This window comes from Micromonospora sp. NBC_00821 (genome assembly GCF_036347035.1).
Lineage (GTDB): Bacteria > Actinomycetota > Actinomycetes > Mycobacteriales > Micromonosporaceae > Micromonospora > Micromonospora hortensis.
The window spans coordinates 1522948-1549033 of record NZ_CP108880.1 but is presented as its reverse complement, the minus strand read 5'-3'; the positions used below and the strand labels follow the sequence as shown (position 1 = coordinate 1549033).

Sequence of the window (26086 nt, the reverse complement as noted above, 5' to 3'; positions counted from 1 at the left end):
TGGGCCGGGTGAGCGCCCGTCCCCCGTACCCTCGCATCCACCGCCTCCGGGTGGCCCTCGCGGCGTCCTGCGCGGCGCTGCTGTTCACCGCCGGTTGCAGCTTCGGTGAGCCGGAGCCCGACCCGGCCGGCGAACCGCCCAACCTGCCGACCCCGTCCGCGTCGGCGAGCCCCGGCGGCGCCGGCCAGCAGGCGGTGGCCACAGTGCTCGCCAAGGGTCTGCGGGTGCCCTGGGCGATCGCCTTCCTGCCGGACGGCGGCGCGTTGGTCACCGAGCGGGACAACGGCCGGATCCTCCAGGTCGGGCCCGAGTCCGGGCCGGACGGGCTGCGGGTCCGCCCGGTGCAGACGATCACCGACGTGGCGGCGGCGGGCGAAGGTGGCCTGCTCGGCATCGCCGTGTCCCCCGACTACGCCCGAGACCGGACGGTGTTCGTCTACTACACCGCCGAGCAGGACAACCGGGTCGCCCGGCTGCGACTCGGCGGGCAGCCCACCCCGATCCTCACCGGCATCCCCAAGGCCAACGTGCACAACGGCGGAGGGCTCGGCTTCGGCCCGGACAAGCAGCTCTACGTCAGCACCGGTGACGCCGGTCAGCGCCCCCTCTCGCAGGACGTGAAGAGCCTCGGCGGCAAGATCCTCCGGATCACCCCGGACGGCAAGCCCGCCGCCGGCAACCCGTACCCCAACTCCCCGGTGTGGTCGATGGGGCACCGCAACGTCCAGGGTCTCGCCTGGGACGCCGCGAAGCGGATGTACGCCGTGGAGTTCGGCCAGAACACCTGGGACGAGATCAACCAGATCACCAAGGGCGGCAACTACGGGTGGCCGGAGGTCGAGGGCCAGGCCGGCGACAGACGGTTCACCGACCCGATCGCGCAGTGGGCGACGTCGGACGCGTCCTGCTCCGGTCTGGCCGCCACGGACCGGCTGCTGGTCACCGGTTGTCTACGCGGCAAGCGCCTCTGGGTGATGGAGTTGACCGACACCGGCACCCTGCTCGGTCAGCCCAGTGAGCTGCTCACCAACCGCTACGGTCGGCTGCGTGCGGTGGCCGCGGCACCGGACGGGTCGCTCTGGGTGAGCACCTCCAACCACGACGGCCGGGGTGACCCGGCGGGCGACGACGACCGGCTCCTGCGAGTGGTCTTCGCGGGTGGTGACGGCGGACGCAGCTGATTGCGTCACCATCCGTTCAGGTTTGCCAAGATCTTCCGACGGGCAGGTCAGACTTTCAGCATGGACGGGCAACGCGACGAGCGGCACGACGACGCCGATGACCGGGACGACCCGGTGACCGGCGTCGATCGGCCGCGCCCGACGGGTTGGTGGGTCGGGGCCGCCGGCCCGCTGCGCCGCCTCGGGCTGATCGTCGCCGTCCTCGCCGTGGCCTTGGCCGGGGCGGTGCTCGGGGTGCTGGCCGGTGGCCAGGTGAGCACCGACATCGGCCCGTTCCGAGCCAATCTCAGCATCTCCCCGGCCCGGGACGGCGGCACCACCGTCGACATCCCGCCGCTCGGCGCGCTGCTGCTCGACAGCCACGACGGGCCGACCCATCTCACCGTCCGGCTGGGCGCCCTCGACCAGGGGCGCACCGAGGCGCTGATCGACGACCCGGCCAGCATCAGCCGGGCCAGCCAGAGCGCCGTGGAGGACGTCCGCTCCGGGGTGATGCGCCTCGGCCTGCGCACCCTCGGCGCGTCGCTGCTCGTCACGTTGATCCTGGCCGGGCTGATCTTCCGCGACGTCCGGCGCACCGCCTGGGCGGGAGGGTTGGCGTTGCTGGTCACCGCCGGCAGCCTCGGCACGGCGGCGGCGACACTTCGTCCGCAGGCCATCGAGGAACCACGCTACGAGGGGTTGCTTGTCAACGCGCCGGCCATCGTCGGTGACGCCCGCCGGATCGCCAACGACTACACCAAGTACGCGGAGCAGTTGCAGCGCCTGGTCGGCAACGTCAGCCAGCTCTACACCACTGTCTCGGCGCTTCCGCTGTTGGAGCCAACCCCGGGCACCACCCAGGTGCTGCACGTCTCCGACATGCACCTCAACCCGACCGGATGGCAGCTGATCCGGACGGTAGTGGAGCAGTTCGGCATCGACGTGGTGATCGACACTGGGGACATCACCGACTGGGGCAGCGAACCGGAAGCCTCCTTCGTCGCCTCGATCGGCCTGCTGAAGAAGCCGTACGTCTTCATCAGGGGCAACCACGACTCCGGTAAGACCGCCGCCGCTGTGGCCCGTCAGCCGAACGCGATCGTGTTGAACAACACGACGACGACCGTCGCCGGGCTGACCATCGCCGGCATCGGCGACCCGCGCTTCACCCCGGACAAGAACACCTCCCCGGCTGGCAGCGGGTTGACCCAGCAGGTGGCCGACCAGGTGATCGGGGTCGGCAACCAGCTCGCCGCGACGGTTCGCAGCTCACCGCGACCTGTCAACATCGCGCTCGTGCACGACCCGGCGTCGGCCGGGCCGCTCGCCGGCACCTGCCCGCTGGTGCTGGCCGGGCACACCCACTCCCGGCAGGTCTCGGAGTTGCCGCAGGCGCCCGGGCAGCAGCGCACCACGCTGATGGTGGAGGGCTCCACCGGCGGCGCCGGGCTGCGCGGCCTGGAGGGCGAGAAGCCCACCCCGCTGTCGATGAGCGTGCTCTACTTCGACCAGCAGAAGCTGCTCCAGGCGTACGACACCATCACCGTCGGCGGCACCGGGCAGGCCCAGGTCAACCTGGAACGGCGCCTGGTGGAGAACCCGGCCGCCGGTGTCCCCGCCACGCCCACACCCACGCCGAGCGGCGGTGTCCCCGCCACACCCACGCCCACGCCGACCGGCTGAGCCGACGTCGACGCCCGCCAACGGATCGGCGGGCGGTCGACGGGTCAGCGCAGGGCGATGGCGGCCAGTGCGGCGTTGACGATGCTGCCGGGCAGCAGGTCGTGCAGTTCGTACAGCTCGGCGACGCTGCCGGACTGGCCGAACTCGTCCACCCCGAGCGGCACCGCCGGCGCGCCGACCGCCGAACCGAGCCAGGCCATCGCGTGCGACGCGGCGTCGTGCACTGTCACCACCGGCACCCGATCGGCGAACGCGGACCGCAGCGCGCCCGGCACGCTGGGCACAGTGGCCGTCCGTACGCCCTGGCGGAGGGTGCGCTGCCAGGCCCGGTAGAGCCGGTCCAGCGAGGTCACGTCCACCACGTGCGCGGCGATGCCCTCGTCGGCCAGTTCCGCCGCGGCGGCCAGCACCTCGGGCAGGACCGCGCCGGAGGCGGCCAGTTGCACCACCGGGGCGTCGACCAGGTGCGGGTACGTCTGGTGCGCGTCGACCAGCCGGTACGCCCCGGCGACGACCTGCCGGCGCAGCACCGCGTCGCCGAGCCGCGCCCGGGCCGCCTCGAACGGCGCCTGGTCCAGCGGTCGGGTGCTCAACCGGAAGTAGTACGCGCCGTCCTCGGCGGGTGCGGCGGTCGCGGCCGGGGCCGGCCCACCGGCGATCTGACCGAGCGCGTCGCAGAGCAGCCAGTCGAGGGTGGCCGCGTACGCCGGCTCGATGAAGGTCACCCCGGGCAGCTCCAGGCCGACCGACGCGGTGATGGTGGACTGGTGGGCGCCGCCCTCCGGGGCGAGGGTGATGCCGGACGGCGTGCCGGCCACCACGAACCGGGAGCCGGAGTAGGTGCCGTAGAGGAACGCGTCGAGGCCGCGCAGCACGAACGGGTCGTAGACAGTGCCCACCGGCAGCAGCGGCTGCCCGGACAGGTCCCAGGACAGCCCGAGCTGGCCGAGCAGCAGGAACAGGTTCATCTCCGAGATGCCCAGCTCGATGTGCTGCCCAGCGGGGCTCTCCGTCCAGCGCAGCATCCGGTCCTCGGTCCAGGAACGCTGCTCGGTGGGGGCGAACACCCCGGTCTTGTTGATGAACCCGGCGAGGTTGGTGGAGGTGGCCACGTCCGGGGCGGTGGTGACCAGGTAGCGGCCCACCTCCCGGTCCCGCGCCAGGTCCACCAGCACCCGACCGAAGACCTCCTGCGTGGAGATCGGCTTGTTGGCGCGTACTCCGGTGCTCTCCGGAACGGTGACCGCCAGCGCGCGCTCGCGCGGCGCACGGGACAGCGCCTCGCGGCGGGCGCCGGCCTGGATCCCGGCGGGTGACGCCGGGTCGAGGCGGTCCCACTCGGTCTCGGCGGTCAACCCCTGCGCGGCGCGCAGCGTGTCGACCTGCTCGGAGCTGAGCAGCGCGGAATGGTTGCGCGGGTTGCCGGCGATGGGCAACCCCCAACCCTTGACGGTGTACGCGAAGACGACGCTGGGCCGGTCGGTGACCGCGTCGCACTGGGCGTACGCGTCAAGCATCGCCTGAAGGTCGTGCCCGCCCAGGTCGGTGACGAGCGGGCCGAGCTCCTCGTCGGAGACGTCGGCGATCAGCTCGGCGATGCCGGCCGGAGCGCCGTCCAGGAACTGCTTGCGCAGCGCCGGCCCGGCCAGCCCGAACAGCGACTGGTACTGCTCGTTGGGCATCGCGTCGATCCAGTCGCGCAGCGCCTCGCCGCCCGGCCGGGCGTACGCCTCGGCGAGCCGGCGGCCGTACTTGACCTCCACGACGTGCCAGCCGGCCGCCTCGAACTGGCCCCGCCACTGGTTGATCCGGATGCCGGGGACCACCCGGTCCAGCGACTGGCGGTTGAAGTCGACGAGCCACATGACGTTGCCCAGCCCGGTGGTCGCCGGGTCTGCCACCGCCTCCCAGATGTTGCCCTCGTCCAGCTCGGCGTCGCCGATCAGCGCCACGAACCGGGAGTGCGGGCGGGCCCCGAAGTGCGCGTCGACGTACCGCCGGGTGGCGGCGGCGAAGAGCGGCGCCGCCGCGCCCAGACCGACCGAACCGGTGGAGAAGTCCACAGCGTCCGGGTCCTTGGTGCGCGACGGGTACGACTGGAGGCCGCCGCGGGCCCGCAGCCGGGGCAGGTAGGAGCGGTCCAGGTTGCCGAGCAGGTACTGGATGGCGTGGAACACCGGGGACGCGTGCGGCTTCACGGCGACCCGGTCCTCGGCGTCGAGGTGCGCGAACCAGAGCGCTGTCATCGCCGTGACCAGGGAGGCGCTGGACGCCTGGTGGCCGCCGACCTTCACACCGTCGCCGGTGACCCGGTCATGGTTGGCGGCGTCCACGATCCGGGTGGCGAGCCAGAGCACCCGCCGCTGGATCTCGTCGAGGACATCGAGGTCGTGCTCGGTCACTGTGGCTCCATCCAGGCGTCGCCGTTGACGCCCTCGCGAGGGGTGTGCGGGGTGGCCGCGTAGTCGACAGGGGGTTGCGGAAGGCCGCCGCCGGGTCACGGCGGCGGCCTGCTCCGGTCGGGTCTCTCAGCCCTCGACGCCGAGGCGCTCCAGGATCAGCTCACGCAGGGTCTTCGCGTCGGCCTGACCACGGGTGGTCTTCATGACCGCGCCGACCAACGCGCCGACCGCCGCGACCTTGCCGCTGCGGATCTTGTCGGCGATGCCGGGGTTCGCGGCGATCGCCTCGTCCACGGCGGCGGTGAGCGCGCCGGTGTCCGACACGACCTCCAGGCCCCGGTTGGTCATGATCTCGGTGGGCGAACCCTCACCGTCGACCACGCCCTCCAGCACCGTACGGGCCATCTTGTCGTTGAGCTTGCCGGCGTCGACCAGCCCCTGGAGCTCGGCGACCTGGGCGGGGGTGGCACCGATCTCGGCCAGCTCCACGCCGCTCTCGTTGGCCCGACGGGACAGCTCACCCAGCCACCACTTGCGGGCCGCGGCCGGGGTCGTGCCGGCGGCCACTGTCGCCTCGATCAACTCGACCGCGCCGGCGTTCAGCACCGACTGCATGTCCAGGTCGGAGAGGCCCCACTGCTCCTGGAGCCGACGCCGGTGTACCCGGGGAAGCTCCGGCAGGGCGGCCTTCAACTCGGCGACCCAGGCCGGGTCCGGGGCGATCGGCACCAGATCCGGCTCCGGGAAGTACCGGTAGTCGGTGGCCGTCTCCTTCGAGCGACCCGGCGTGGTGTCACCGGTGTCCTCGTGGAAGTGGCGCGTCTCCTGGGTGATCCGGCCGCCCGCGTCGAGCACCGACGCCTGCCGCAGCATCTCCGAACGGACCGCCCGCTCCACCGACCGCAACGAGTTGACGTTCTTGGTCTCGGTGCGGGTGCCCCACTCCGCGCCCGGCAGGTTGAGCGAGGTGTTCACGTCGCAGCGCAGCGAACCCTCCTCCATCCGCACGTCGGAGACCCCGAGCGTGCGGATCACGTCGCGCAGTTCGGCGACGTACGCCTTGGCCACGTCGGGGGCGAGCGCACCGGTGCCCGTGATCGGCTTGGTGACGATCTCGACCAGCGGAATGCCGGCCCGGTTGTAGTCGACGAGCGACTCCGTCGCGCCGTGGATGCGGCCGGTGGCGCCACCGACGTGCAGCGTCTTGCCGGTGTCCTCCTCGAGGTGCACCCGCTCGATCTCGATCCGTACCGTCTCGCCGTTGACCTCGACGTCCAGGTAACCGTCGACGCAGATCGGCTCGTCGTACTGGCTGATCTGGAAGTTCTTCGGCATGTCCGGGTAGAAGTAGTTCTTCCGGGCGAACCGGCACCACTCGGCGATCGAACAGTTCAACGCCAGGCCGATCCGGATGATCGCCTCGATGGCCGCCTTGTTGGCCACCGGCAGCGAACCGGGCAGGCCCAGGCACACCGGGCAGACCCGGGTGTTCGGCTCGCCACCGAAGTCGGTCGGGCAACCGCAGAACATCTTGGTGTTCGTGCCCAGCTCGACGTGGGTCTCCAGGCCGATCACCGGCTCGAAGCGTGCAACGACCTCGTCGTACGCGGGCAGTGTCGTGGTCATGAGACGCTCCAGGCGCGATCCGGGACAGAACCTGTCCAGCCTAATGGGGTTGCCCGATCAATCCTCGGCCGGGTTTCGTCCGGCACGCGTGGCGTCACCGACAGCGGGGTACGGAACGACAATGACGAATACGGGGAGAGAGTCAGGAGCCCAGGTCCGGCCGGTGCTCGTCGGGGTGGTCGCGGTGTGGGCGGTGGCCGTCGTGGTGACGCTGATCAGTTGGTTCGCCTCCGGGGAGGACCGGAACCCGGACACGGCCGCCGAGTTGGTGATCGGCATGGTGCTGCCCGGGGTGGCGGCGGTGGCGATCGCGTACGCCGGCGTGCACCTGGTGAACCGGCGGCGTCGGAATCAGGGGCGGCCGTGAGCACCGAGGAGAGTGTCGCCGCTGAGAAGCAGGTGGCGAAGGAAGACCTGGCCGCGGCACAGGTTCCGGAGAACCGGGGCCGGCAGCGCCCCCGGAGCACGTACGTTGTCGCCGCGTTGGTAGTGGTCCTCTTCGCCGCGCTGGGCACCGCCGCATTTGTCGGCCGAGGCACCGTGAAGTCCGATGACCTGCTCGTGACGTTCGCGTGGATGCTGATCCCGCCGCTGGTCGGCGCGGCCGTCGCCCTCGCCTTCGGCCGCCGGCTGCTCAGGCGGCTGCCCCGGACGGCCGGTGCCGACCCGACGACGAGGCGGCGGATCGGGCAGGCGCTACGCGACGGGTCCACTGACGACCCTCGCCTGGACGCGCTGGCGCGCAAGGAGGCTCGAACCCGGGTCAGTCAACGCTGGCTGCTGCTGCTGTTCGTGGCAGGTCTCCTCACCCAGGTGGGGCCCCTGGTGAGCCCGGTCCGCCCGTTCGGCCGCCTGCTGGCCGCACTGCTGATCCTGCTCTGGGGAGGTGCCGCCTGGTGGCGCTGGCGTGGTCTGCGGGAGGCCCGCCGCTACCTCGCCGGGCCGCCGAGCCAGCCCTGATCCACGCCCAACCCGCCAGATGCGCGATCGGCGCCGAGGGACAGGTCCCTCGGCGCCGATGCGGTGACGTCCGTTCTAGAGCGCCGGCGGGGTGAACGTGCCGACTGCGGACTCCAACGCGGCGGCGACCCGGTACATCCGGTCGTCGGCCATCGTCGGGGCCATCACCTGCAGACCGACCGGCAGCCCCTCGGAGAGCCCACAGGGCACCGAGATGCCCGGCCCGCCGTACAGGTTCGTCGGAATCGTGTACAGGTCGGCCAGGTACATCTGGTACGGGTCGGCGGTCCGCGCGCCCATCGGGAACGCCACCGACGGGGTCGTCGGCGAGATCAGCGCGTCGACCCGCTCGAACGCGGCGGTGAAGTCCCGGGTGATCAGCGTCCGAACCTTCTGCGCCTGCCCGTAGTACGCGTCGTAGTAACCCGACGACAGCGCGTACGTGCCGATCATGATGCGGCGCTTGACCTCCGGGCCGAAGCCGGCCTCCCGGGTCAGCGACATGACCTCCTCCAACGACCGGTTGCCGTCGTCGCCGACCCGCAGGCCGAACCGGACACCGTCGAACCGGGCCAGGTTGGAGGAGCACTCGCTCGGGGCGATCAGGTAGTACGCCGGCAGGGCGTACGCGAACGTCGGGCAGGACACCTCGACGACCTCGGCGCCCATCTTGGTCAGCGCGTCCACCGACTCACGGAACGCGGCCATCACGCCCGGCTCGGCGCCCTCGCCCACGAACTCGCTCACGATGCCGAGCCGCACACCGGTCAGGTCACCGGTAGCGCCGAGCTTCGCCGCCGCCACCACGTCCGGCACCGGCTGCGGGATGGAGGTGGAGTCGCGCGGGTCGTGCCCGCCGATCACCTGGTGCAGCAGGGCCGCGTCGAGCACCGTACGGGCACACGGGCCGGGGGTGTCGAGCGACGAGGAGAAGGCCACCAGCCCGTAACGGGAGGTGCCGCCGTAGGTGGGCTTGGCGCCCACGGTGCCGGTGACCGCGCCGGGCTGGCGGATCGAGCCGCCGGTGTCCGAGCCAATCGCCAGCGGCGCCTCGTACGCGGCCAGCGCGGCGGCGCTGCCACCACCCGAACCACCGGGGATCCGGCTCAGGTCCCACGGGTTGTGCGTCGGGCCGTACGCCGAGTATTCGGTGGAGGAGCCCATGGCGAACTCGTCCATGTTGGTCTTGCCGAGCATCACCGTGCCGGCCTCCCGCAGCCGCTGCACGATCGTCGCGTCGTACGGCGGGCGCCAGCCCTCCAGGATCTTCGACCCCACGGTGGTCGGTACGCCCCGGGTGGCGAGCACGTCCTTGACCGCGACCGGCACACCCGCGAGCGGGCCCAGTTCCTCGCCGGCGGCCCGGCGCTCGTCCACCGCGCGAGCCGCGGCGAGCGCGCCCTCGGTGTCGACGTGCAGGAAGGCGTGCACCCGGTCGTCGACAGCGGCGATCCGGTCCAGGTGCGCCTGGGTCACCTCGACGGCCGAGGTCTCGCCCCCGGCGACCAGGCTCGCGATCTCCGTCGCGGTCATTCTGGTCAAATCGCTATTGCCGGTCAGCTCGCTCATGAGGCCACATCCTCGGTCAGGATCCGCGGTACGCGGAACCGCTGGTCCTCGGCGTCGGGCGCGCCCGACAGCGCTTCCTCCGGGGTCAGGCACGGCGTGACGACGTCCTCGCGGAAGATGTTCGTCAGCGGCACCGAGTGCGAGGTCGGCGGGATGTCCGCGGCGGCGACCTCGCCGACCTGGGCGACCGCCTGGAGGATCACGTCGAGCTGGCCGGCGAACGTGTCCAGCTCCTCCTCGGTGACGGCGAGCCGCGACAGGCGCGCCAGGTGCGCGACCTCCTCGCGGGAGATGGCGGCCATCCGTGCCCCCTTCTGAATTCCTGCTGGTCGGGCGGTGTGCCGGCCGCGCGACAGGTGGAGCGTGACACGCGGTGACCGGAGCGAGTCTATTGTTCCGCTCCGGTGCCGCGTCCCCGACTCCCCCTCCGGCGGCCCTCGTGCCGGGTCAGCGGGTGGGGCGGCGAGCGACATCCGGCTGTGGGAGCCCGCCGGTCGGGCGGACCGGCCGGTACCGGGCCAGCCAGGTGACCAACTCCTCGGCCGGCATCGGCCGGGCGTAGAACCAGCCCTGAGCGGCGTCGCAGCCGGCGGCGTGCAGCATCCGCCAGGTCCGCTCGTCCTCGACACCCTCGGCGACCACCCGCAGCCCCAGCGCGCCGGCCAGCTCGATCATCGACCGGACGATCGCCGCGTCGTCGGCGTCGTCGGCCATGCCGAGGACGAACGACCGGTCCACCTTCACCTCGGACAGCGGCAGGCGGCGCAGGTGCTGGAGCGAGGAGTAGCCGGTGCCGAAGTCGTCCAGCGCGATGGCCACCCCGATCCGGTGCAGTCGGGAGATGGTGGCCAGCACCCGACGCGGGTCGGCCATCAACGCACCCTCGGTGATCTCGACCTGAAGCCGCTCGGCCGGCACCCCGTAGCGGGCCAACCGGTCGGCGATCTGGTCGGCGATCTCGCCGGTGTGCAGGTCGCGCACGCTCACGTTCAGCGCCGCGCGCAGGCCGATGCCGGCCGCCGACCACTTGGCGAGCTGCTCCACCACGTCGTCGACGACACGACGGGTGAGCAGTCGCATCACGGCGCTCTGCTCGGCGACCCGGATCAGTTCCTCCGGGTCGACCATGCCCCGCCGGGGGTGCCGCCACCGCAGCAGGGCCTCGACACCGACCACCTCGCCGGTCGCGATGGCGATCTGCGGCTGGTAGTACATGGTGATTTCCCCGGCGTCGTCGGCCGGCTCGTCGTCCGCGTGCGCCCACCCGGTCGATTCGAGTGGCTGCCCAGGCGTACCCGGCCCGACATCCCGACGAGCCCCGTTGCGCCCCTTGCCCACCGCGCTCCCGTTCGGGGACCGCCGACCGATCACGCCACCGGCGCGCCGCTCCCGAGCCGGGCCGGAGCGGGCGCCGGCGACAGTGGCACGGGCATTGCGGCCCCGGATCGGGTCGGCGCCGGTGGCGATCCGGTTGATCAGCTCATCGGAGTGCACCAGCTCGGCGTCGGTGCGCCTACGGCGTGCCCACCACCGGGCGGCAACCGGCCGTGCTGTGACAACCGCCGACGCCGGGTCCGCCGCCAGCCCGGCCCGGTCCGACGCCGCACCGGGCAGCGCGCCCTCGGCCGGGGCGCCGGTGGGCAGCGCCGCCCCGTCACCGCCGCGCACCTCCGCCGACGCGACAAGGGGTACGTCGGCAGTCCGCTCGGCGTCGCTCGGCACGCCGTGCCGGTCGTTCCCGTCCGGTTCCGTACCCTCGCCCTGGCCCTCAACCGCCGACTCGGCGTCGGCGTCGAACGGTCCCTCGGCCGACGGGCTGGTCTCCAGCACGCGGCGCAGGTCGGCGAGGAGGCCGAGTCGCTCGGCGGAATTGTGGTCGGACTCCGGGGCGTACACGGCCACCGTGTCGTTGCGGTGTTTGGCGTCGTACATCGCCACGTCGGCGTGGCGCATCAGGGTGGCGAAGTCCTCGCCGTGCTCTGGGAAGAGGGCGATCCCGATCGACCCGCCCACGTCCAACGGCAACCCGTCGAGCGGCACCGGCTCGGCCAGCGCCTCGACGACCCGGTCGGCCAACTCCCGCGCCTGACCGACATCGGTCAGCCCGGTCATCACGATGGCGAACTCGTCACCACCCAGCCGGGCGATCATCTGTGGTCGGGGTTGCATGTCGGTGAGCCGGGCGCTGACCTCGACCAGCAGCCGGTCGCCCACGGCGTGCCCGAGGGCGTCGTTGACGTTCTTGAAACGGTCCAGGTCGATCAACAGGAGCGCGAGCTGCCCGTCGGGTTCACCACGGGCCGTCCGCTCGGCGTGCAGGTGCACCTGCTCGGCCACCTCGGCCAGCAGGGCCTTGCGGTTGGGCAGCCCGGTCAGCGGGTCGGCGGCGGCGAGGTGCTGCTGTTCGTTCGTCAGCCGCGCCATCCGATAGACGGCGAAGAGCGGCACCAGCACCAGCGGGATCAGCGCGGCGCTGACCCGCGCCGCCGCGACCAGCACCGGGGCGAGCAGCAGCAGCGAGCCGGTGGAGAGCAACTCGAAGCCGAGGCCCTGGCGGACGGTCGGCCACCAGCGATCCCCGAAACGCAGCCGCACCGCCCAGCTCACCAACCCGTAGTTGACGACGAACCAGGCCAGCGCGGCACCGCCGACAGCGGCCACGTCAGTCCAGTGCAACCGCCCACCGGAGAAGATGGTGCCCGAGCCGAGCTGGATCACCCCGTACGCGGCGGCGAGGGCGCACGCGTACTGGCCGACGTTGAACGCCGTGCGCCACGCGGCGTGCCGCATCCGCCAACCCGAGACGACGACACCGACCGCCTGCACCACCACCGCCGGGCCGAGGCCCCAGCCGAGCAGGATCGCGAAGGTGAAGCAGGTGGACGGGAACACCGCCGACGTCTGCCGGCGCCCCGGTGGCACGAACGGGCGCGCGTCGCAGATCACGGCGAGCGCGGCCATCGTCCAGAACGCCACCGGCAACTGGGACAACTCGCCGGGAAGCCTCGCGAGTGGAACGGCGGCGGTCAGCGCGGCGAACGCCAGGATGCCGGCGACGAAGGCGGCGAACGGTGCGACCCGTCCCGCAGGAAGCGAGTTGCGTGGGTCGGCGACCTCCACCACACCTCCCGACCGACCATCGGCGTGCCGGTGCGCGCGCCGTGACCCAATGAAACGCCCTCGGCCCCCAGTTTCCCGGTATGACAGTCACGAATCGGTCGTAGTCGTAATTAAGTTGGTATACGCGGCCACTCGCCGTGCCGTGCCGCCGGCGGGGGTCAGCCGCCCGGTTGGGCGACCTCCCGGGCGGCGTCCGGGCCGGCCTCCAGCAGGAGGCGGAACCCGTCCTCGTCGAGCACCGGCACCTTGAGACTGGCGGCCTTGTCGGCCTTCGACCCGGGGTTGTCCCCCACCACCACGAAGCTCGTCTTCTTGGAGACCGACCCGCTGACCTTGCCGCCCCGGCTCTGCACGGCCTCCGCGGCCTGGTCGCGCGAATAACTGGCGAGGGTGCCGGTCACCACCACCGTCAACCCCTCCAACGGGCGCGGCCCCTCGTCGACCGCCTCCTCGGCCATCCGTACGCCGGCCTCGGCCCACTTGCGGACCACCTCGCGGTGCCAGTCCACAGCGAACCACTCGCGGATGCTGGCAGCGATGGTCGGCCCGACCCCGTCGACGGAGGACAGTTCCTCCTCGGTGGCCGCGTCGATGGCGTCCATCGAGCGGAAGTGCCGGGCGAGCGCCTGGGCCGCGGTCGGGCCGACGTGCCGGATGGAGAGCGCCACCAGCACCCGCCACAGGTCCCGTTCCCGGGCGACCGCGAGATTGTCCAGCAACTTGGTGGCGTTGCTGCCCAGGCTGCCGTCCTTGTTGACGAAGAACGGCGACCGGGACAGCTGCTCGGCGTCGAGCTGGAACAGGTCGCCCTCGTCGCTGATGATCTCCGCGTCGAGCAGGGCGGCGGCACCCTTGTAGCCGAGCACCTCGATGTCGAAGCCACCCCGGCCGGCGAGGTGGAACACCCGCTCCCGCAACTGGGCCGGGCAACTGCGGGTGTTGGGGCAACGGATGTCCACGTCGCCCTCCTTGGACGGCGCGAGCGGGGTGCCGCAGGCCGGGCAACTGGTCGGCATGACGAACGGCCGGGCGTCGGCGGGCCGCAGATCGACGACCGGGCCGAGCACCTCGGGGATCACGTCTCCGGCCTTGCGCAGCACCACCGTGTCGCCGATCAGCACCCCCTTGCGCTCCACCTCGCGGGCGTTGTGCAGCGTGGCGAGCGCGACTGTGGACCCGGCCACGCGCACCGGCTCGAGCACGGCGAACGGGGTGACCCGGCCGGTGCGCCCCACGTTGACGTCGATGTCGAGCAGCTTGGTGGTGACCTCCTCCGGCGGGTACTTGAAGGCGATCGCCCAGCGGGGGGCACGACTGGTCGACCCGAGCCGGCCCTGGATGGAGACCGGATCGACCTTGACCACCACGCCGTCGATCTCGTGCTCGACGTCGTGCCGGTGCTCGGCGTAGTAGGCGATGAACTCCGCCACGCCGGCCAGGTCCGGGACGACCCGCCACCGGTCGCTGGTCGGCAACCCCCAGGACTTGAGTGCCGCGTACGACTCGGACTGCGCCGTGGGCTGGAACCCGCGGCGGGCGCCGATGCCGTGCACCACCAGGCGCAGCGGCCGGGTGGCGGTGACCCGTGGATCCTTCTGTCGCAGGCTGCCGGCGGCGGCGTTGCGGGGGTTGGCGAAGGGCGCCTTGCCCTGCTCCACCAGACCCGCGTTGAGATCGGCGAACGCGGCGATCGGGAAGTAGATCTCGCCTCGGACCTCCACCAACTCGGGGACATCCGGGAATTCGGCGGACGCGACGAGCTGGCCGGGCACGTCCCGGATGCTGCGCACGTTTGCCGTGACGTCCTCACCGGTACGCCCGTCGCCTCGGGTGGCGGCCCGGACCAGCCGGCCGTTCTCGTAGGTCAGGTTGATCGCCAGCCCGTCGACCTTCAGCTCGCACAGGTAGGGCACCGGGCCGCCCGCGTCCCGTTCGACCCGCTCGGCCCAGGCCGCCAACTCCTCGTCGGCGAAGGCGTTGTCGAGCGACAGCATCCGTTCGGCGTGGGTGACCGGTGTGAAGTCGGTGGAGAAGGTGCCACCCACCCGCTGGGTCGGCGAGTCGGGAGTCCGCAGCGCCGGAAACTCCTCCTCCAGTGCCTCCAACTCGCGCAACTGCCTGTCGAAGTCGGCATCGGGGATGGTCGGCGCGTCCAGCACGTAGTAGCGGTACTGGTGCTCGGTCAACTCCTGACTGAGCGCGGCATGCCGTTCCCGGGCCTGCGGCGTCGGCTCAGCCCCGGCCGCCGCCTCCTGCGCCGGGCTGACCTGCTGACCGATCTGTTCCTCGGACACACCGCCACCTTCGGACACGCCTGCGACCTCCCTGATCACGCTACTCCGGCACCGTATCGGGCCGGTGGGACAATCCGCCGCCCACCCGCACCCAAAGCGCCACCCCCCTCCCCTCCTTCCCCCTCCCCTCCTTCCCCCCTCCTTCCCCCCTCCTTCCCCCCAGCCCTATCCGGTGATCAGTTGATCCACCCTTCCCGCGATCTTGCATTTGCTGTCGCGGCATTTGGGGTGTTCCGCGCATCTCGGCGACCGAAACTGCAAGATCGGCGCGGGCGGGGCGGCTGCGGTGTGGTTGGCGAGCGGCACGGGCGGTGGCGTGCGAGGATCGCCGGACGATGGCGGCCCGTGGGCCGCCGGGACACGGAGGTACGGATGCCCGAGGCACTGCTCTGGGCGGCGGCGATCCTGCTGGCCGTGGCCGCCGGCTGGGCGTGGAACAGTTGGCGGCACCGGGTGGCCAACCGTCCGGGCACCCGGCCGGGTCGGGGCGGCAGCGGTGGCCGTCGTTCCACCCCACCACGGCCCCGTGGCGCCGGACGGCCGTCCACCAAGCCCCGCTCGCGTGACACCGACCGACACGGCGACGCCCCGGCGCCCGGTGAGATCTGGTGGGCCGACGTGCCGTACGCCGACGGCAGCGGGTCGAAGGTGCGCCCATGCCTGGTGCTGCGCGCCGACTCCCGGGGCGCCGACGTTCTGAAGATCACCAGCCAGGACAAGAGCGACCGGGACGACCACGTGCGGATTCCCACCCGGGACTGGGACCCGGGCGCGGAGCACGACAGCTACCTCAGCCTCACCGAGCCGATCCGACTCAACTCGGCCGCCTTCGCCGACCACGCCGGCCGCTGCGACGCCGACCTGTGGCGAAAGGTCCGCAGCCTGCGCCACCTCCCCACCTCCTGACCACCCCCTCGTGGCCGCCCCTCGTGGCCGCCCGCCCCTTCACATCCTCACGGCCTGGCTCTGCTCATGGTCGACTCGGGTTCCTGAAAGTCGCGGTGTCCTGAACTCCCGGATACCCCGGTTTGCAGAAACCCGAGTTGATCATGACTGCGCGGTCGCGCCGGTCGGGGCCGGCTGAGCCGAACCGGACCCGACCGGGCCGAGGCGGACCCGACCGGGCCGAGGCGGACCCGACCGGGCCGAGGCGGACCCGACCGGGCCGAGGCGGACCCGACCGGGCCGGGGCAGGCCGGGCCGACCCGGCCGCCCGGATCAGTCCCAGGTCGCGCCGAGCGTGGCCAACTGGTCCGCGTACTCGATGCGGTTGGCCCAGTCGCGCGGCCAGGCGGTCATGCCGACGGCCGCGCCCACGAACGCGCCGGCCAGGGCGGCGATCGAGTCGGAGTCACCGGCGGTGGTCGCGCCCCGGGCCAGCGCAGCGACCGGGTCGTCGGCGTGCCGTACGGCGCAGAGCAGCGCGGTGGCCAGCGCCTCCTCCGCCACCCAGCCCTCCCCGGTGTCCCGGCACGGGTCGCCGCCGTCGTCGGGCTGGCGCAGGGCGTCCGTCAGTCGGCCCAGCACCGCCAGGCACTCGTCCCAGCCCCGGGCGATGAACTCCTGCGGAGAACCGGAACCGGCGTGCTGCCAGAGGTCGCCCAGCCACCGCTCGGAGTAGACCAGGCGCTGGGACAGTGCCCGCTCGGTGAGCACCGCGGGAAGGTCGGGCAGCGAAACGCCCGCGCGCAGCACGAAGACCGCGTACGCGGTGAGTTCGCTGGCGGCCAGCCCGGTCGGATGGCCGTGGGTCAGCCCGGCCTGCAACTGGGCCAACCCGGCGAGCGTGTCGAGGTCCACGTCGAGCAACCCGACCGGGGTGACCCTCATGTTGGCCCCGCAGCCCTTCGAGCCGACCACCGTCGCCTCCTGCCAGGGCAGCCCACGGCTCAACTCCGCGCAGGCACGCAGGCAGGTCATGCCCGGGGCTCGGTTGTTGTCCGGGCTGACCGCCCAGGCCAGGAAACGTTGACGCAGCAGCGGCTCCACCGCCTCCGGCGTGAACGACGGCGCCTCGTGCAGCGCCCAACCCACCGCGAGCGCCATCTGGGTGTCGTCGGTGACCAGTGCCGGCTCGCCGGACAGCTCCCGGGGGCCGGCCGGGCCGTACCGGCGCACGATCTCGGCGACGGTCAGGAACTCCGTCGGCTTGCCCAGCGCGTCACCGTAGGCGAGACCGAAGAGCGAACCGGAGGCGCGAAGCGCAGAGGTATGGATCACGGCGGCCATGATGCCGGGCCGCCGCAACCCACGGCAGGGTCAGTCCCAGCAGAGGCAGAACGGGTGGCCGGCCGGATCGGCGTAGACCCGGAAGCCCTCGCCCTCACCTGGCAGCCGCCGAGCACCCAGCGCGAGCGCGGCCTTCTCGGCGGCTTCGATGTCGTCGACCGTCACGTCGAGGTGGAACTGCTGTGGGCGCTCAGGATCCGGCCAGGCCGGTTGGCGCAGGTTGAGCGCCTGTTGAAAGGCGAGGCGCGGCTGGTGACCGGGTGGGCCGCCCAGCACCACCCAGTCGTCATCGGAGTCACCCTCGGCGAGCGGTACGCCGAGCAGCTCGGCGTAGAACGCCGCCAACGCCCGCGGATCCGGGCAGTCGATCACCACTGAACGCAGCTGTCCAATCATGACCGTCATCCTGCCCACCGGGTACGACAGGAAACCTCAGTCCTCGCCGAGGCGTCGGCCGGCGTCCCGGCACGCGGCGAGCACCGCCCGCGCGTACTCCGGTGTGGCGCCGGCGAGGCCGCAGGCCGGGGTGACCACCACCTGCTCGGCGAGTTGGCGACGAGGGAAGCCGAGGCGGTCCCACACCTGGCGTACCCGATCGGCGATCTGCGCGGAGGTCGGCACGCCACCGGCCGACGGCGGCCGGGTCGGCGCGGCCCCGGCCAGCAACCCGAGGCCGGCGTCGATCGCCTCGCCCAGCGGGTCGAGCTTGGTGACCAGGTCCAGGTCGAGGGCGACCGCGACGGCGCCGGTGGAGCGGATCAGCTCCAGCGGCACGTCCGGGGCGCAGCAGTGCACCAGCGTCGGCACGCCGACCGCCTCGACGACAGTGCGCAGCAGGGCGGCGGCGTCCACCGAGTCGACCGCCCGGTACGCGCCCAGACCGCTCTCCGTCGGCACCCGCCCGGCCAGCACAGTCGGCAGTGACGGCTCGTCCAGTTGCAGCAGCACCGATGCCTGGGGCAGCCGGCGGGCGACCGCCGCGACGTGCGCGCGCAGCCCTTCGGCGAGGGAGCCGGTCAGGTCGCGGACCGCGCCGGGATCGCGCAGCATTCGGCCACCGATCGGCAACTCCAGGGAGGCGGCCAGCGTGAGCGGGCCGGCGGCCTGCACCTTGATCGGCCCGGCGTACCCCTCGGCCTGCTCGGCGAGCTGGTCCAGGTCGCGTTCCATCAGGTCACGGGCCCGGCGCAGGTCCCGGCCCGGGCGTGGGGCGACCCGCCACCGCCCCGCGTACACCTCGACGGGCACCTCGACGAGCAGCCCGGCGGACCGGCCGATCATGTCCGCTCCGGGGCCACGGGCCGGCAACTCGGGCAGGTGGGGCAGCTCGGGAAGCTCACCGAGGACCACCCGCTGAGCCTCGCCGATGTCGGTGCCGGGCAGCGAACCAATTCCGGTTGCCGCGCCGGCCGGCCAGGGCCACGCCTGATCTGTCACGGGCGAAGGCTATCCCGCGAACACCCAGGCCGTGCGGTCAGCCGGTGATGGTCGCGGAGCCGAGGACCACGTCGCCGGCAGGGTCCGGCCGGTACGCGACCACGGCCTGACCGGCGGCGACACCGCGGACCGGTCGGCGCAGCTCGGCGTGCAGCCGGTCACCGTCGAGGGCGACGGTCGCCGGCACCGCGTCGCCGTGCGCGCGCAACTGCACCTCGCACTCGACCGGGGCGTCCGGACGGGCGCCGCCGGTCCAGACCGGACGTACGGCGTGCACGTCGGACACGTCCAGGGCCTCGGCCGGGCCCACAGTCACCGTGTTGGTCTTCGGCGTGATGGAGAGCACGTAGCGTGGCCGGCCGTCCGGGGCGGGCCGGTCCAGGTGCAGCCCGCGGCGCTGCCCCACCGTGTAGGCGTACGCGCCGCTGTGACTGCCGACGACGGCGCCGGTGGAGGCGTCCACCACCTCGCCGGGGGCCTCACCGAGCCGGCCGGCCAGGAAGCCGCGGGTGTCCCCGTCGGCGATGAAGCAGATGTCGTGCGAGTCCGGCTTGTCGGCCACGGCCAGGCCACGCTCGGCGGCCTCGGCGCGGACCTGCGCCTTCGTCGCGTCACCGAGCGGGAAGATCGATCGGTCGAGCTGCTCACGGGTGAGGACGGCGAGCACGTACGACTGGTCCTTGGCCAGGTCGACACTGCGCCGCAGGAGCCCGTCCGCGCCGAGGCGGGCGTGGTGCCCGGTCACCACCGCGTCGAAGCCCAGGGCCACCGCCCGGTCCAGCACCGCCGCGAACTTGATCTTCTCGTTGCAGCGCAGGCAGGGGTTCGGCGTACGACCGGCGGCGTACTCGGCGACGAAGTCGTCGACCACGTCCTCGTGGAAGCGGTCGGCCATGTCCCACACGTAGAACGGGATGCCGATCACGTCGGCCGCCCGCCGGGCGTCCCGGGAATCCTCCAGAGTGCAGCAGCCTCGCGCGCCCGTCCGATAGGTCTGTGGGTTGCGGGCCAGCGCCAGGTGCACGCCGGTCACGTCGTGCCCGGCCGCCACCGCCCGCGCCGCCGCCACGGCCGAGTCAACCCCACCCGACATCGCCGCCAGAACCCTCACTGAGCCACTCCCCTTCCCGTCCCCACCACAACCCTATCCACCAGCCCCGGAAACCCGCCGGACCCGTGCCCGCCCCGCCCGTCCACCTTCGCGATCTTGCAGTTTCTGCGGCGACATATGCCGCGCAAGGCGCGAACGGCCAACCAATAGCGCACGATCGCGGGGCTTGACCCGCGCTAGCGGGGGGTGCGGAGAGCGGCGGCTCGGCGGGCCCGGTCGACAGCTGCCGGGAGGGCCGCGATGAGGGCGTCGATGTCGGCCTGGGTGCTGGTGTGGCCCAGTGTGAAGCGCAGCGAGGAGCGGGCGCGGTCGTCGTCGGCACCCATCGCCAGCAGCACGTGCGAGGGCTGGGCCACGCCGGCCGAGCAGGCGGAGCCGGTCGAGCAGGCGATCCCCTGCGCGTCGAGCAGGAGCAACAGCGCGTCGCCCTCGCAGCCGGGGAAGGAGAAGTGCGCGTTGCCGGGCAGCCGGTCGGTCGGGTCACCGTTGTAGATCACCTCGGGCACCGCCTGGCGGACCCGCTCGATCAGGTCGTCGCGGAGCGCGGCCACCCTGGCCGCGTACTCCTGCTGACCCTTCACTGCCGACTCCACAGCGACCGCGAAGGCGACGATGCCGGCGGTGTCCAGGGTGCCGGAGCGGATGTCGCGTTCCTGACCGCCGCCGTGCAGCAGCGGCGTGGCCGGCACGTCCCGGGCGAGCAGCAGCGCGCCCACCCCGGTCGGGCCGCCCAACTTGTGCCCGGTGACGGTCAGCGCGGCGACCCCGCTGGCGCCGAAGTCGACGGGCACCTGACCGACCGCCTGGATGGCGTCGGTGTGGAAGGGCACCCCGTGTTCGGCGGCGACGGCGGCCAGCTCGGCCACCGGCTGGACGGTGCCCACCTCGTTGTTCGCCCACATCGCGGTGACCACTGCCACCTGGTCGGCGTGCGCGGCCAACTCGGCGCGCAGGGCCTGCGGGTCGAGCCGACCGACGGCGTCCACCGGCAGCCAGCCGACCTCGGCGCCCTCGTGCTGGCCCAGCCAGTCGACAGCGTCCAGCACCGCGTGGTGCTCGACGGCGCTGGAGACCACCCGGCGACGGTCGGGCCGGGCTGCTCGACGGGCCCAGAAGATGCCCTTGACCGCGAGGTTGTCGCTCTCCGTGCCACCACCGGTGAAGATCACCTCGGAGGGCCGGGCGCCCAGCACCGCTGCCACCTGTTCCCGTGACTCTTCGACCCGGCGACGGGCACGGCGGCCCGCCGCGTGCAGCGAGGACGCGTTGCCGACCTCGCGGGCGGTAGCGACGTACGCCTCCAGTGCCTCATCGAGCATGGGAGTCGTCGCCGCGTGATCCAGGTAAGCCATCGCCGTTCAGCGTACGGCCGACACGTTGGGGACCGGATGCCGGAGGGGACTGCACGCAACGGCCGGGGTGGAACTCCACCCCGGCCCGATGCGCGCGGACCCGGTCAGGCGGGCACCGCGGTGACGACGATGTTGTCGCGGTACTTTCGGGCCTTGGCGTCGAACGGCCCACCACAGGTGATCAGGGTCAGCCGCGGCTTGCCGTCGCGGGCGAAGTACCGGTCCAGCGGGATCTTGGTCTTGGCGTACTCCTCCCGGGCGACGACCCGGTACCGCCGCGCCTCACCGTCGCTGCCCGTCGCTGTCAACGTGTCGCCCTGGTCCAGCTCACGCAGCCGGAAGAACGCCCCCTTGCCCTGCTTGGCGCTGTCCACGTGACCGGCGATGACCACCGAGCCGACCTCCGCCTCCAGGCCGGGGCCGTAGCGGTACCAGCCGATCTGGTCGACGCTCGGCGGCACCTCGAACTCGTTGGTCCGCTCGTTGATGCCGACCGCGTTGACGGTGGCGGTGACGCCGATCTCCGGGATCAGCAGCCGTACCGGCGGGATGATCTTCGGACCGGCGGGCAGTTCACCAGCGGTCACCGGCACCGACGGGGCACTGGCGGCGGTCGGTGCGGGGCTGGCCAGCGTGCTCGCCTCCTCGGCCCCCACCGTCCCGGCCGGCTGGTTGGCGCACGCCACCAGGGTGGCGGCGGTGAGCGCGGCAACGCCGGCGGCGAGGGCCGCCAGCGCGCCGCGGTTGCGCACCGTCACTTGCGGCCGGTCCGCGCGGTCGCCATCCGCACCCCACCACCAAGCAGCAGGAGTACGCCGGCACCGGTGAGCACGTACCACCAGGTGTCCACGCCCGTGCCGGCCTGGCCGCCGTCACCGCTGGGCACGCCGCCCGGGGCGGAGTGCAGGCCGGTGATGGTCTGGGCCACCACGTCGAGAGTCTTGCCCTCGGCGGAACCGATCGCGTAGACGATCGTGGCGGTGCCCTCCTTGAGGTTGAGGTCCGCCGGGCCGATGGCGACGGTGTCGGTGCCGGCCAGCACCACGTCGGCCTTCACCTCGCCCGCGTCGACGTCGCCCTTGGCCTCGTTCGGGTTGGTGAGGCCCTCGAAGACAGGGGTGCCACCGGCGCGGACGTCGACCGCCGGGGCGGCGGCGGTGTGCCGGACGATCAGCCGGGCCTTGCCGGCGTCGACCTTCGAGACGTCGTTCACGAACGGGGTGATCTTCGGCTGGCCGGCGGCGTCGAGGTGGGCCGCGATGCTGATGTTCGCACCGCCCGGCACCGCGGCGTTGTCGACCTTGAGGATCGCGCTGCCGATCGGCTCGCCCGGCTTGGTGAGCGCGATGTCGTAGTCGCCCTCCTCCAGGTTCAGCGGGCCGGCGACGTCGCCGGGCTTGAAGTTGTCAAGCGTCTTCTTGCCGTTGACGTAGACGTCGACAGGGGTGTCCGGGATGCCGTGCACGACGGAGACCTTCGACGTGGCGGCGTACGCGGGGCTGGCGGTGAGGGCACCGACGCCGGCGAAGGCCAGCGCGGCGACCGCGCCGCCCGCGGCGACCCGACGGAAGTACGAGAGCTGCATGTCTGCCTCCTGATATTTGGTGCTGATTCGTCAGGCCTGGCTTGCAGAACGGGTTACGCCGGCTCTCGGTCGGGCGGATGCGCCCCGGAGGCACTTTTCTTTTCCGGCCCCAACCGCATCCGGAACGGGGTCGGGAGACGAAGAGCTGGTGAGATGACATCGACCGGGGAAGTGGGGCGGGGACTGTGGCAGCTACAGTCGGGCATGCCCCATCGAAGGCGAGCCGCCCGATGACGGCGCTACGACAGGAACCGGACCCTCCGGTGGACGACCTCGACCGCAGGTTCCGCGACGGCGACGACGTGGCGCTGCGCGAGGCGTATGACCGCTACGGTCGTGCCGTGCTCCACCTGGCCACGTCCATGCTGGCGAACCGCAGCGACGCCGAGGACGTCACCCAGGCGACGTTCGTCGCCGCCTGGCTGGGACGCGACACGTTCGACCCGGCCAAGGGGTCGCTGATCGGTTGGTTGCTCGGCATCGGCCGGCGAAAGGTGATCGACCGGATGCGCGCCTCGGCCCGGGAGACCCGGGTGGTGGAGACGGTCCGACAACTGCCCGAGCCGGCACAGACCCAGCCGGACCCGGACCGCGTGGTGGACCGGTTGGTGATCGCCGACGAACTGGCTCGTCTCCCGGACGATCAGCGACGGATGCTGGAGCTGGCCTTCTACGACGACCTGACACACCAGCAGATAGCCACTGTGACCGGCGTGCCGTTGGGCACCGTGAAGAGTCACATCCGACGCGGCATGGCGAGCTTGAAACGCAGATGGGAGGTGGACGGTGCAGCACCTGGACCACGACCGGCTGGTATTTCTGGCACTCGGTGAGAGCGAGGCGGACAACGGGGAGAGCACCCACCTCGGCACCTGCGCGCTCTGCCGGGCGGAGGTCGCGAGCCTTCAACAGGTGGCGGGGCTCGGCACCGAGACGCAGGGCCTGGCCGACCTGCCCGACCCGCCGGAGCACGTCTGGCAGGGCATCGAAGCCCAGGTCAGGGCGGCGGAGGCCGGGCCTTTGCTGACCGAGACCCGTCGACACCGGGTGCCCGAGCAGGCCGACACCACGACGGCCGAGCAGGCCGACACCACCACGGCCGAGCAGACCTTCGGCGCGGCGGCCGAGCCGACGGTGACCCGACTCGACCCGACGCGGCGATCCCGCCGGGGTCGCGGCTGGTCCGGTTGGGTGGCCACAGCGGTCACCGCGGCCGCCGCCGCGGCGGTCGGCGTCGTTGGCACCGTCTCGGTGCTCCGACCGGACGATCCGACGCCCACCCCGACGCCGGTGGTGGTGGCGAGCGCGCCGCTGGCGGCGTACGGGGCGACACCGCCCGCGGCCAAGGGCGACGCCCGGGTTTTCCAGGACGGCCAACTACATCTGCATGTGGCGAATCTCCCGAGCGTCCCGGGGTACTACGAGGTCTGGCTCATCAATCCGACGACGATGGAGATGTTCTCGGTCGGCACCCTGGGTGGCGGCCCGGACGCCCTGCTACCCCTGCCCCCGAATGTCGACCTCAAGAGCTACTCGGTGGTCGACGTCTCCGCCGAGCAGTACGACAACAACACCCGCCACTCCGGCGACAGCCTGCTGAGGGGCTCCCTGACGGGCTGATCGGCGGGCCGGCTCAGCTCCCCGGCTCGCCGATCAGCTCCCCACACGTCAATGGCCGCCCGTTCACACGGGCGGCCACTGACGTATCGCTTGCCTACTTGCGCTTGCGGATCTCCTCGGCGGCCTGCGGGACGATCTTGAACAGGTCGCCCACCACCCCGAAGTCGGCCAGCTCGAAGATCGGCGCCTCGCCGTCCTTGTTGACAGCGACGATGGTCTTCGACGTCTGCATGCCGGCCCGGTGCTGGATGGCACCGGAGATGCCGAGGGCGACGTAGAGCTGCGGGGAAACCGTCTTACCGGTCTGGCCCACCTGGAACTGGTGCGGGTAGAAGCCGGAGTCGACGGCCGCGCGGGACGCGCCGACGGCGCCGCCGAGCAGGTCGGCCAGCTCCTCGACCAGCTTGAAGTTGTCGGCGTTGCCGACGCCCCGGCCGCCGGAGACGACCACGCCGGCCTCGGTCAGCTCGGGGCGGGAGCCCTTCTGCTCGGCGACCCGCTCGACGACAGTGGCCAGCTTGTCGGTGTCGGTGACCGAGACGCTGAGCTGCTCGATCGCCGGGGTGGCGGCCGCCGGGGTCGGGGTGACCGAGTTGGGCCGGACGGTGACCAGCGGCAGGCCCTTGGTTACCTTGGACTTGACGATGGTGGAGCCGGCGAAGGCGACCTGGGTCGCGGTGCCGTCGGCGTCCAGGCCGACCACGTCGGTCAGGATGCCGTTGTCGAGCTTGACGGCGAGCCGGGCGGCGATCTCCTTGCCCTCCTGGGCCGACGCCAGCAGCACGGCGGCCGGCTGCACCCGCTTGACCAACTCGGCCAGCACTGTCGCCTTGGGGGCCACCAGATAGCCGTCGATCTCGTCACCCTCGGCGGCGTAGATCTTCTCCGCGCCGTACTCGCCCAGCTTGCCGCTCAGCGCCTCGGCGGCGCCGGCGCCACCGAGCACCACAGCGCTCGGGGCGCCCAGCTCACGCGCGAGGGTGAGCATTTCCAGGGTGACCTTCTTGACGCCGAATTCCTTTGTGGCTTCGACGACGACGAGAACCTCGGACATGTCAGAACCCCCCTCTCACACGAACTTCTCGGTGGCGAGGAACTCGACCAGCTTGACGCCGCCCTCGCCCTCATCAGTGATCTTGGCGCCGCCGGAGCGCGGGGGGCGCTTGGTGTGCTCGACGACGGCGCTGGTGGCGCCGTCGAAGCCCACCTCGTCGGCAGCGACCCCGAGGTCGGCCAGCGAGAGCGTCTGCACCGGCTTCTTCTTGGCGGCCATGATGCCCTTGAAGGAGGGGTAGCGCGGCTCGTTGATGGTGTCCCAGACGGAGACGACGGCCGGGGTGGCGGCGGTGACCACCTCGTAGCCCTCCTCGGTCTGCCGCTCGACGGTCAGCGTCGCGCCGTCGACGGTGAGCTTGCGGGCACCGGTGAGCGCCGCGACGCCCAGCCGCTCGGCGATCATGTGCGGCATGACCTGGACCCGGCCGTCGGTGGACTCGGCACCGCAGATGACCAGGTCGGCATTGAGCTGACCGAGCGCGGCGGCGAGCACCTTCGAGGTGGCGACGGCGCACGAGCCGTGCAGGGCGTCGTCCAGCACGTGGACGGCCTTGTCCGGGCCCATGGAGAGCGCCTTGCGGATCGACTCGGTCGCCCGGTCCGGACCCATGGTCAGGATGGTGACCTCGCCGCCGTGCGCCTCCTTGATCTTCAGCGCCTCCTCGATGGCGTACTCGTCCATCTCGTTGATCACGTTGTTCGCCGAACCGCGGTCGACGGTGTTGTCGTCATTGCGCAGGTTGCGGTCCGCGCCCGAATCAGGCACCTGCTTGACGAGTACGACGATGTTCATCGCGCTTCGACGACCCTCCTGTGTGGTGTTGCGATTCGCTCGCCCGGTCTGGGGCGCAGCGTCGCGCGTCGGTCGACGCCAGGTCA

The 26086-nt window shown here is 72.1% G+C and carries 22 protein-coding genes; 7 read left to right on the top strand and 15 right to left on the bottom strand.

All coding sequences use genetic code 11. The annotated features are described in order from the left end of the window. Nucleotides 1-8: 8 nt before the first annotated feature. Both OHB44_RS07250 and OHB44_RS07245 read left to right on the top strand, forming a co-directional pair. Nucleotides 9-1181 (top strand): PQQ-dependent sugar dehydrogenase, encoded by a 1173-nt coding sequence (locus OHB44_RS07250; protein ID WP_238684682.1) that lies wholly within the window; start codon nt 9-11, stop codon nt 1179-1181. A gap of 60 nt (nt 1182-1241) precedes the next feature. Continuing rightward, nucleotides 1242-2846 carry a metallophosphoesterase gene (locus tag OHB44_RS07245; RefSeq protein WP_330440001.1) on the top strand — a complete coding sequence of 535 codons (1605 nt, stop codon included), beginning with the start codon at nt 1242-1244 and terminating at the stop codon, nt 2844-2846. Nucleotides 2847-2890: 44 nt separating this feature from the next. Here the strand turns inward: OHB44_RS07245 and OHB44_RS07240 are convergent, their stop codons facing one another. After that, complete coding sequence (locus OHB44_RS07240) at nt 2891-5248, bottom strand: transketolase-like TK C-terminal-containing protein (RefSeq protein WP_330439999.1); 2358 nt, start codon at nt 5246-5248, stop codon at nt 2891-2893. Nucleotides 5249-5374: 126 nt separating this feature from the next. Next, nucleotides 5375-6874 (bottom strand): Asp-tRNA(Asn)/Glu-tRNA(Gln) amidotransferase subunit GatB, encoded by a 1500-nt coding sequence (gene gatB, locus OHB44_RS07235; RefSeq protein WP_238684685.1) that lies wholly within the window; start codon nt 6872-6874, stop codon nt 5375-5377. Nucleotides 6875-6995: 121 nt separating this feature from the next. Between gatB and OHB44_RS07230 the strand changes: the two genes are divergently transcribed. After that, a complete protein-coding gene (locus OHB44_RS07230) occupies nt 6996-7241 on the top strand; it encodes a hypothetical protein (protein ID WP_238684686.1) in 246 nt (81 codons plus the stop codon). Further along, on the top strand, nt 7238-7834 hold the full coding sequence (locus OHB44_RS07225; RefSeq protein WP_266303474.1) for a hypothetical protein: 597 nt from the start codon (nt 7238-7240) through the stop codon (nt 7832-7834). Before OHB44_RS07230 ends, OHB44_RS07225 begins: the two co-directional genes overlap by 4 nt. A 75-nt stretch (nt 7835-7909) precedes the next feature. Here the strand turns inward: OHB44_RS07225 and gatA are convergent, their stop codons facing one another. The 4 genes from gatA to ligA all read right to left on the bottom strand — a co-directional run bounded on the left by gatA (nt 7910) and on the right by ligA (nt 14817). Further along, nucleotides 7910-9403, bottom strand: coding sequence for an Asp-tRNA(Asn)/Glu-tRNA(Gln) amidotransferase subunit GatA (gene gatA / locus OHB44_RS07220; RefSeq protein ID WP_238684688.1), 1494 nt, complete (start codon nt 9401-9403; stop codon nt 7910-7912). Continuing rightward, complete coding sequence (gene gatC / locus OHB44_RS07215; RefSeq protein WP_091393256.1) at nt 9400-9705, bottom strand: Asp-tRNA(Asn)/Glu-tRNA(Gln) amidotransferase subunit GatC; 306 nt, start codon at nt 9703-9705, stop codon at nt 9400-9402. Before gatC ends, gatA begins: the two co-directional genes overlap by 4 nt. A gap of 145 nt (nt 9706-9850) precedes the next feature. After that, complete coding sequence (locus tag OHB44_RS07210; RefSeq protein ID WP_330439995.1) at nt 9851-12523, bottom strand: putative bifunctional diguanylate cyclase/phosphodiesterase; 2673 nt, start codon at nt 12521-12523, stop codon at nt 9851-9853. Between the two features lie 158 nt (nt 12524-12681). After that, nucleotides 12682-14817 (bottom strand): NAD-dependent DNA ligase LigA, encoded by a 2136-nt coding sequence (ligA, locus tag OHB44_RS07205; protein ID WP_266303477.1) that lies wholly within the window; start codon nt 14815-14817, stop codon nt 12682-12684. 372 nt (nt 14818-15189) lie between these two features. Here ligA and OHB44_RS07200 point away from each other — a divergent pair, with 372 nt between their 5' ends. Continuing rightward, on the top strand, nt 15190-15723 hold the full coding sequence (locus OHB44_RS07200) for a type II toxin-antitoxin system PemK/MazF family toxin (protein WP_238684691.1): 534 nt from the start codon (nt 15190-15192) through the stop codon (nt 15721-15723). Between the two features lie 312 nt (nt 15724-16035). On the opposite strand, the gene OHB44_RS07195 is transcribed toward OHB44_RS07200, so the two are convergent. From OHB44_RS07195 to OHB44_RS07165, 7 genes are all read right to left on the bottom strand, one after another. After that, a complete protein-coding gene (locus tag OHB44_RS07195) occupies nt 16036-17046 on the bottom strand; it encodes an ADP-ribosylglycohydrolase family protein (RefSeq protein ID WP_266303480.1) in 1011 nt (336 codons plus the stop codon). A gap of 30 nt (nt 17047-17076) precedes the next feature. After that, entirely contained in the window at nt 17077-17442 is a 366-nt protein-coding gene (locus tag OHB44_RS07190; RefSeq protein ID WP_238684693.1) for a VOC family protein, read from the bottom strand. 36 nt (nt 17443-17478) lie between these two features. Beyond that, the gene (locus OHB44_RS07185) at nt 17479-18483 is read right to left on the bottom strand and encodes a methionine synthase (protein ID WP_330439993.1); all 1005 of its coding nucleotides are present in this window, start codon (nt 18481-18483) and stop codon (nt 17479-17481) included. 37 nt (nt 18484-18520) lie between these two features. Beyond that, nucleotides 18521-19594, bottom strand: coding sequence for a tRNA 2-thiouridine(34) synthase MnmA (gene mnmA / locus OHB44_RS07180; RefSeq protein WP_266303482.1), 1074 nt, complete (start codon nt 19592-19594; stop codon nt 18521-18523). A gap of 176 nt (nt 19595-19770) precedes the next feature. Beyond that, nucleotides 19771-20946: a cysteine desulfurase family protein gene (locus OHB44_RS07175; protein ID WP_266303483.1), complete on the bottom strand. Its 1176-nt coding sequence runs from the start codon at nt 20944-20946 to the stop codon at nt 19771-19773. 104 nt (nt 20947-21050) lie between these two features. Beyond that, complete coding sequence (locus OHB44_RS07170) at nt 21051-21704, bottom strand: class F sortase (protein ID WP_238684697.1); 654 nt, start codon at nt 21702-21704, stop codon at nt 21051-21053. Further along, nucleotides 21701-22531, bottom strand: a complete 831-nt coding sequence (locus tag OHB44_RS07165) for a DUF4397 domain-containing protein (RefSeq protein WP_330439990.1) — start codon at nt 22529-22531, stop codon at nt 21701-21703. The genes OHB44_RS07170 and OHB44_RS07165 overlap by 4 nt, the downstream gene beginning before the upstream one ends. 230 nt (nt 22532-22761) lie before the next feature. On the opposite strand from OHB44_RS07165, the gene OHB44_RS07160 reads away from it, so the two are divergent. Both OHB44_RS07160 and OHB44_RS07155 read left to right on the top strand, forming a co-directional pair. Further along, nucleotides 22762-23364 (top strand): RNA polymerase sigma factor, encoded by a 603-nt coding sequence (locus OHB44_RS07160; protein WP_238684699.1) that lies wholly within the window; start codon nt 22762-22764, stop codon nt 23362-23364. After that, on the top strand, nt 23318-24151 hold the full coding sequence (locus tag OHB44_RS07155; protein WP_266303485.1) for an anti-sigma factor: 834 nt from the start codon (nt 23318-23320) through the stop codon (nt 24149-24151). The genes OHB44_RS07160 and OHB44_RS07155 overlap by 47 nt, the downstream gene beginning before the upstream one ends. Nucleotides 24152-24245: 94 nt before the next feature. On the opposite strand, the gene OHB44_RS07150 is transcribed toward OHB44_RS07155, so the two are convergent. Then, the gene (locus OHB44_RS07150) at nt 24246-25205 is read right to left on the bottom strand and encodes an electron transfer flavoprotein subunit alpha/FixB family protein (RefSeq protein ID WP_330439989.1); all 960 of its coding nucleotides are present in this window, start codon (nt 25203-25205) and stop codon (nt 24246-24248) included. A gap of 15 nt (nt 25206-25220) precedes the next feature. Then, nucleotides 25221-26000, bottom strand: a complete 780-nt coding sequence (locus tag OHB44_RS07145; RefSeq protein ID WP_112582103.1) for an electron transfer flavoprotein subunit beta/FixA family protein — start codon at nt 25998-26000, stop codon at nt 25221-25223. Nucleotides 26001-26086: the final 86 nt, after the last annotated feature.

Bases quoted from the DNA above. Each gene is read 5' to 3' on its own strand.
- OHB44_RS07245 (WP_330440001.1), top strand. From the start codon at position 1,242: ATGGACGGGCAACGCGACGAGCGGCACGACGACGCCGATGACCGGGAC.
- gatB (WP_238684685.1), bottom strand. From the start codon at position 6,874: ATGACCACGACACTGCCCGCGTACGACGAGGTCGTTGCACGCTTCGAG.
- OHB44_RS07230 (WP_238684686.1), top strand. From the start codon at position 6,996: ATGACGAATACGGGGAGAGAGTCAGGAGCCCAGGTCCGGCCGGTGCTC.
- gatA (WP_238684688.1), bottom strand. From the start codon at position 9,403: ATGAGCGAGCTGACCGGCAATAGCGATTTGACCAGAATGACCGCGACG.
- gatC (WP_091393256.1), bottom strand. From the start codon at position 9,705: ATGGCCGCCATCTCCCGCGAGGAGGTCGCGCACCTGGCGCGCCTGTCG.
- OHB44_RS07200 (WP_238684691.1), top strand. From the start codon at position 15,190: ATGCCCGAGGCACTGCTCTGGGCGGCGGCGATCCTGCTGGCCGTGGCC.
- OHB44_RS07195 (WP_266303480.1), bottom strand. From the start codon at position 17,046: ATGGCCGCCGTGATCCATACCTCTGCGCTTCGCGCCTCCGGTTCGCTC.
- OHB44_RS07190 (WP_238684693.1), bottom strand. From the start codon at position 17,442: ATGATTGGACAGCTGCGTTCAGTGGTGATCGACTGCCCGGATCCGCGG.
- OHB44_RS07175 (WP_266303483.1), bottom strand. From the start codon at position 20,946: ATGGCTTACCTGGATCACGCGGCGACGACTCCCATGCTCGATGAGGCA.
- OHB44_RS07165 (WP_330439990.1), bottom strand. From the start codon at position 22,531: ATGCAGCTCTCGTACTTCCGTCGGGTCGCCGCGGGCGGCGCGGTCGCC.
- OHB44_RS07160 (WP_238684699.1), top strand. From the start codon at position 22,762: ATGACGGCGCTACGACAGGAACCGGACCCTCCGGTGGACGACCTCGAC.
- OHB44_RS07150 (WP_330439989.1), bottom strand. From the start codon at position 25,205: ATGTCCGAGGTTCTCGTCGTCGTCGAAGCCACAAAGGAATTCGGCGTC.
- OHB44_RS07145 (WP_112582103.1), bottom strand. From the start codon at position 26,000: ATGAACATCGTCGTACTCGTCAAGCAGGTGCCTGATTCGGGCGCGGAC.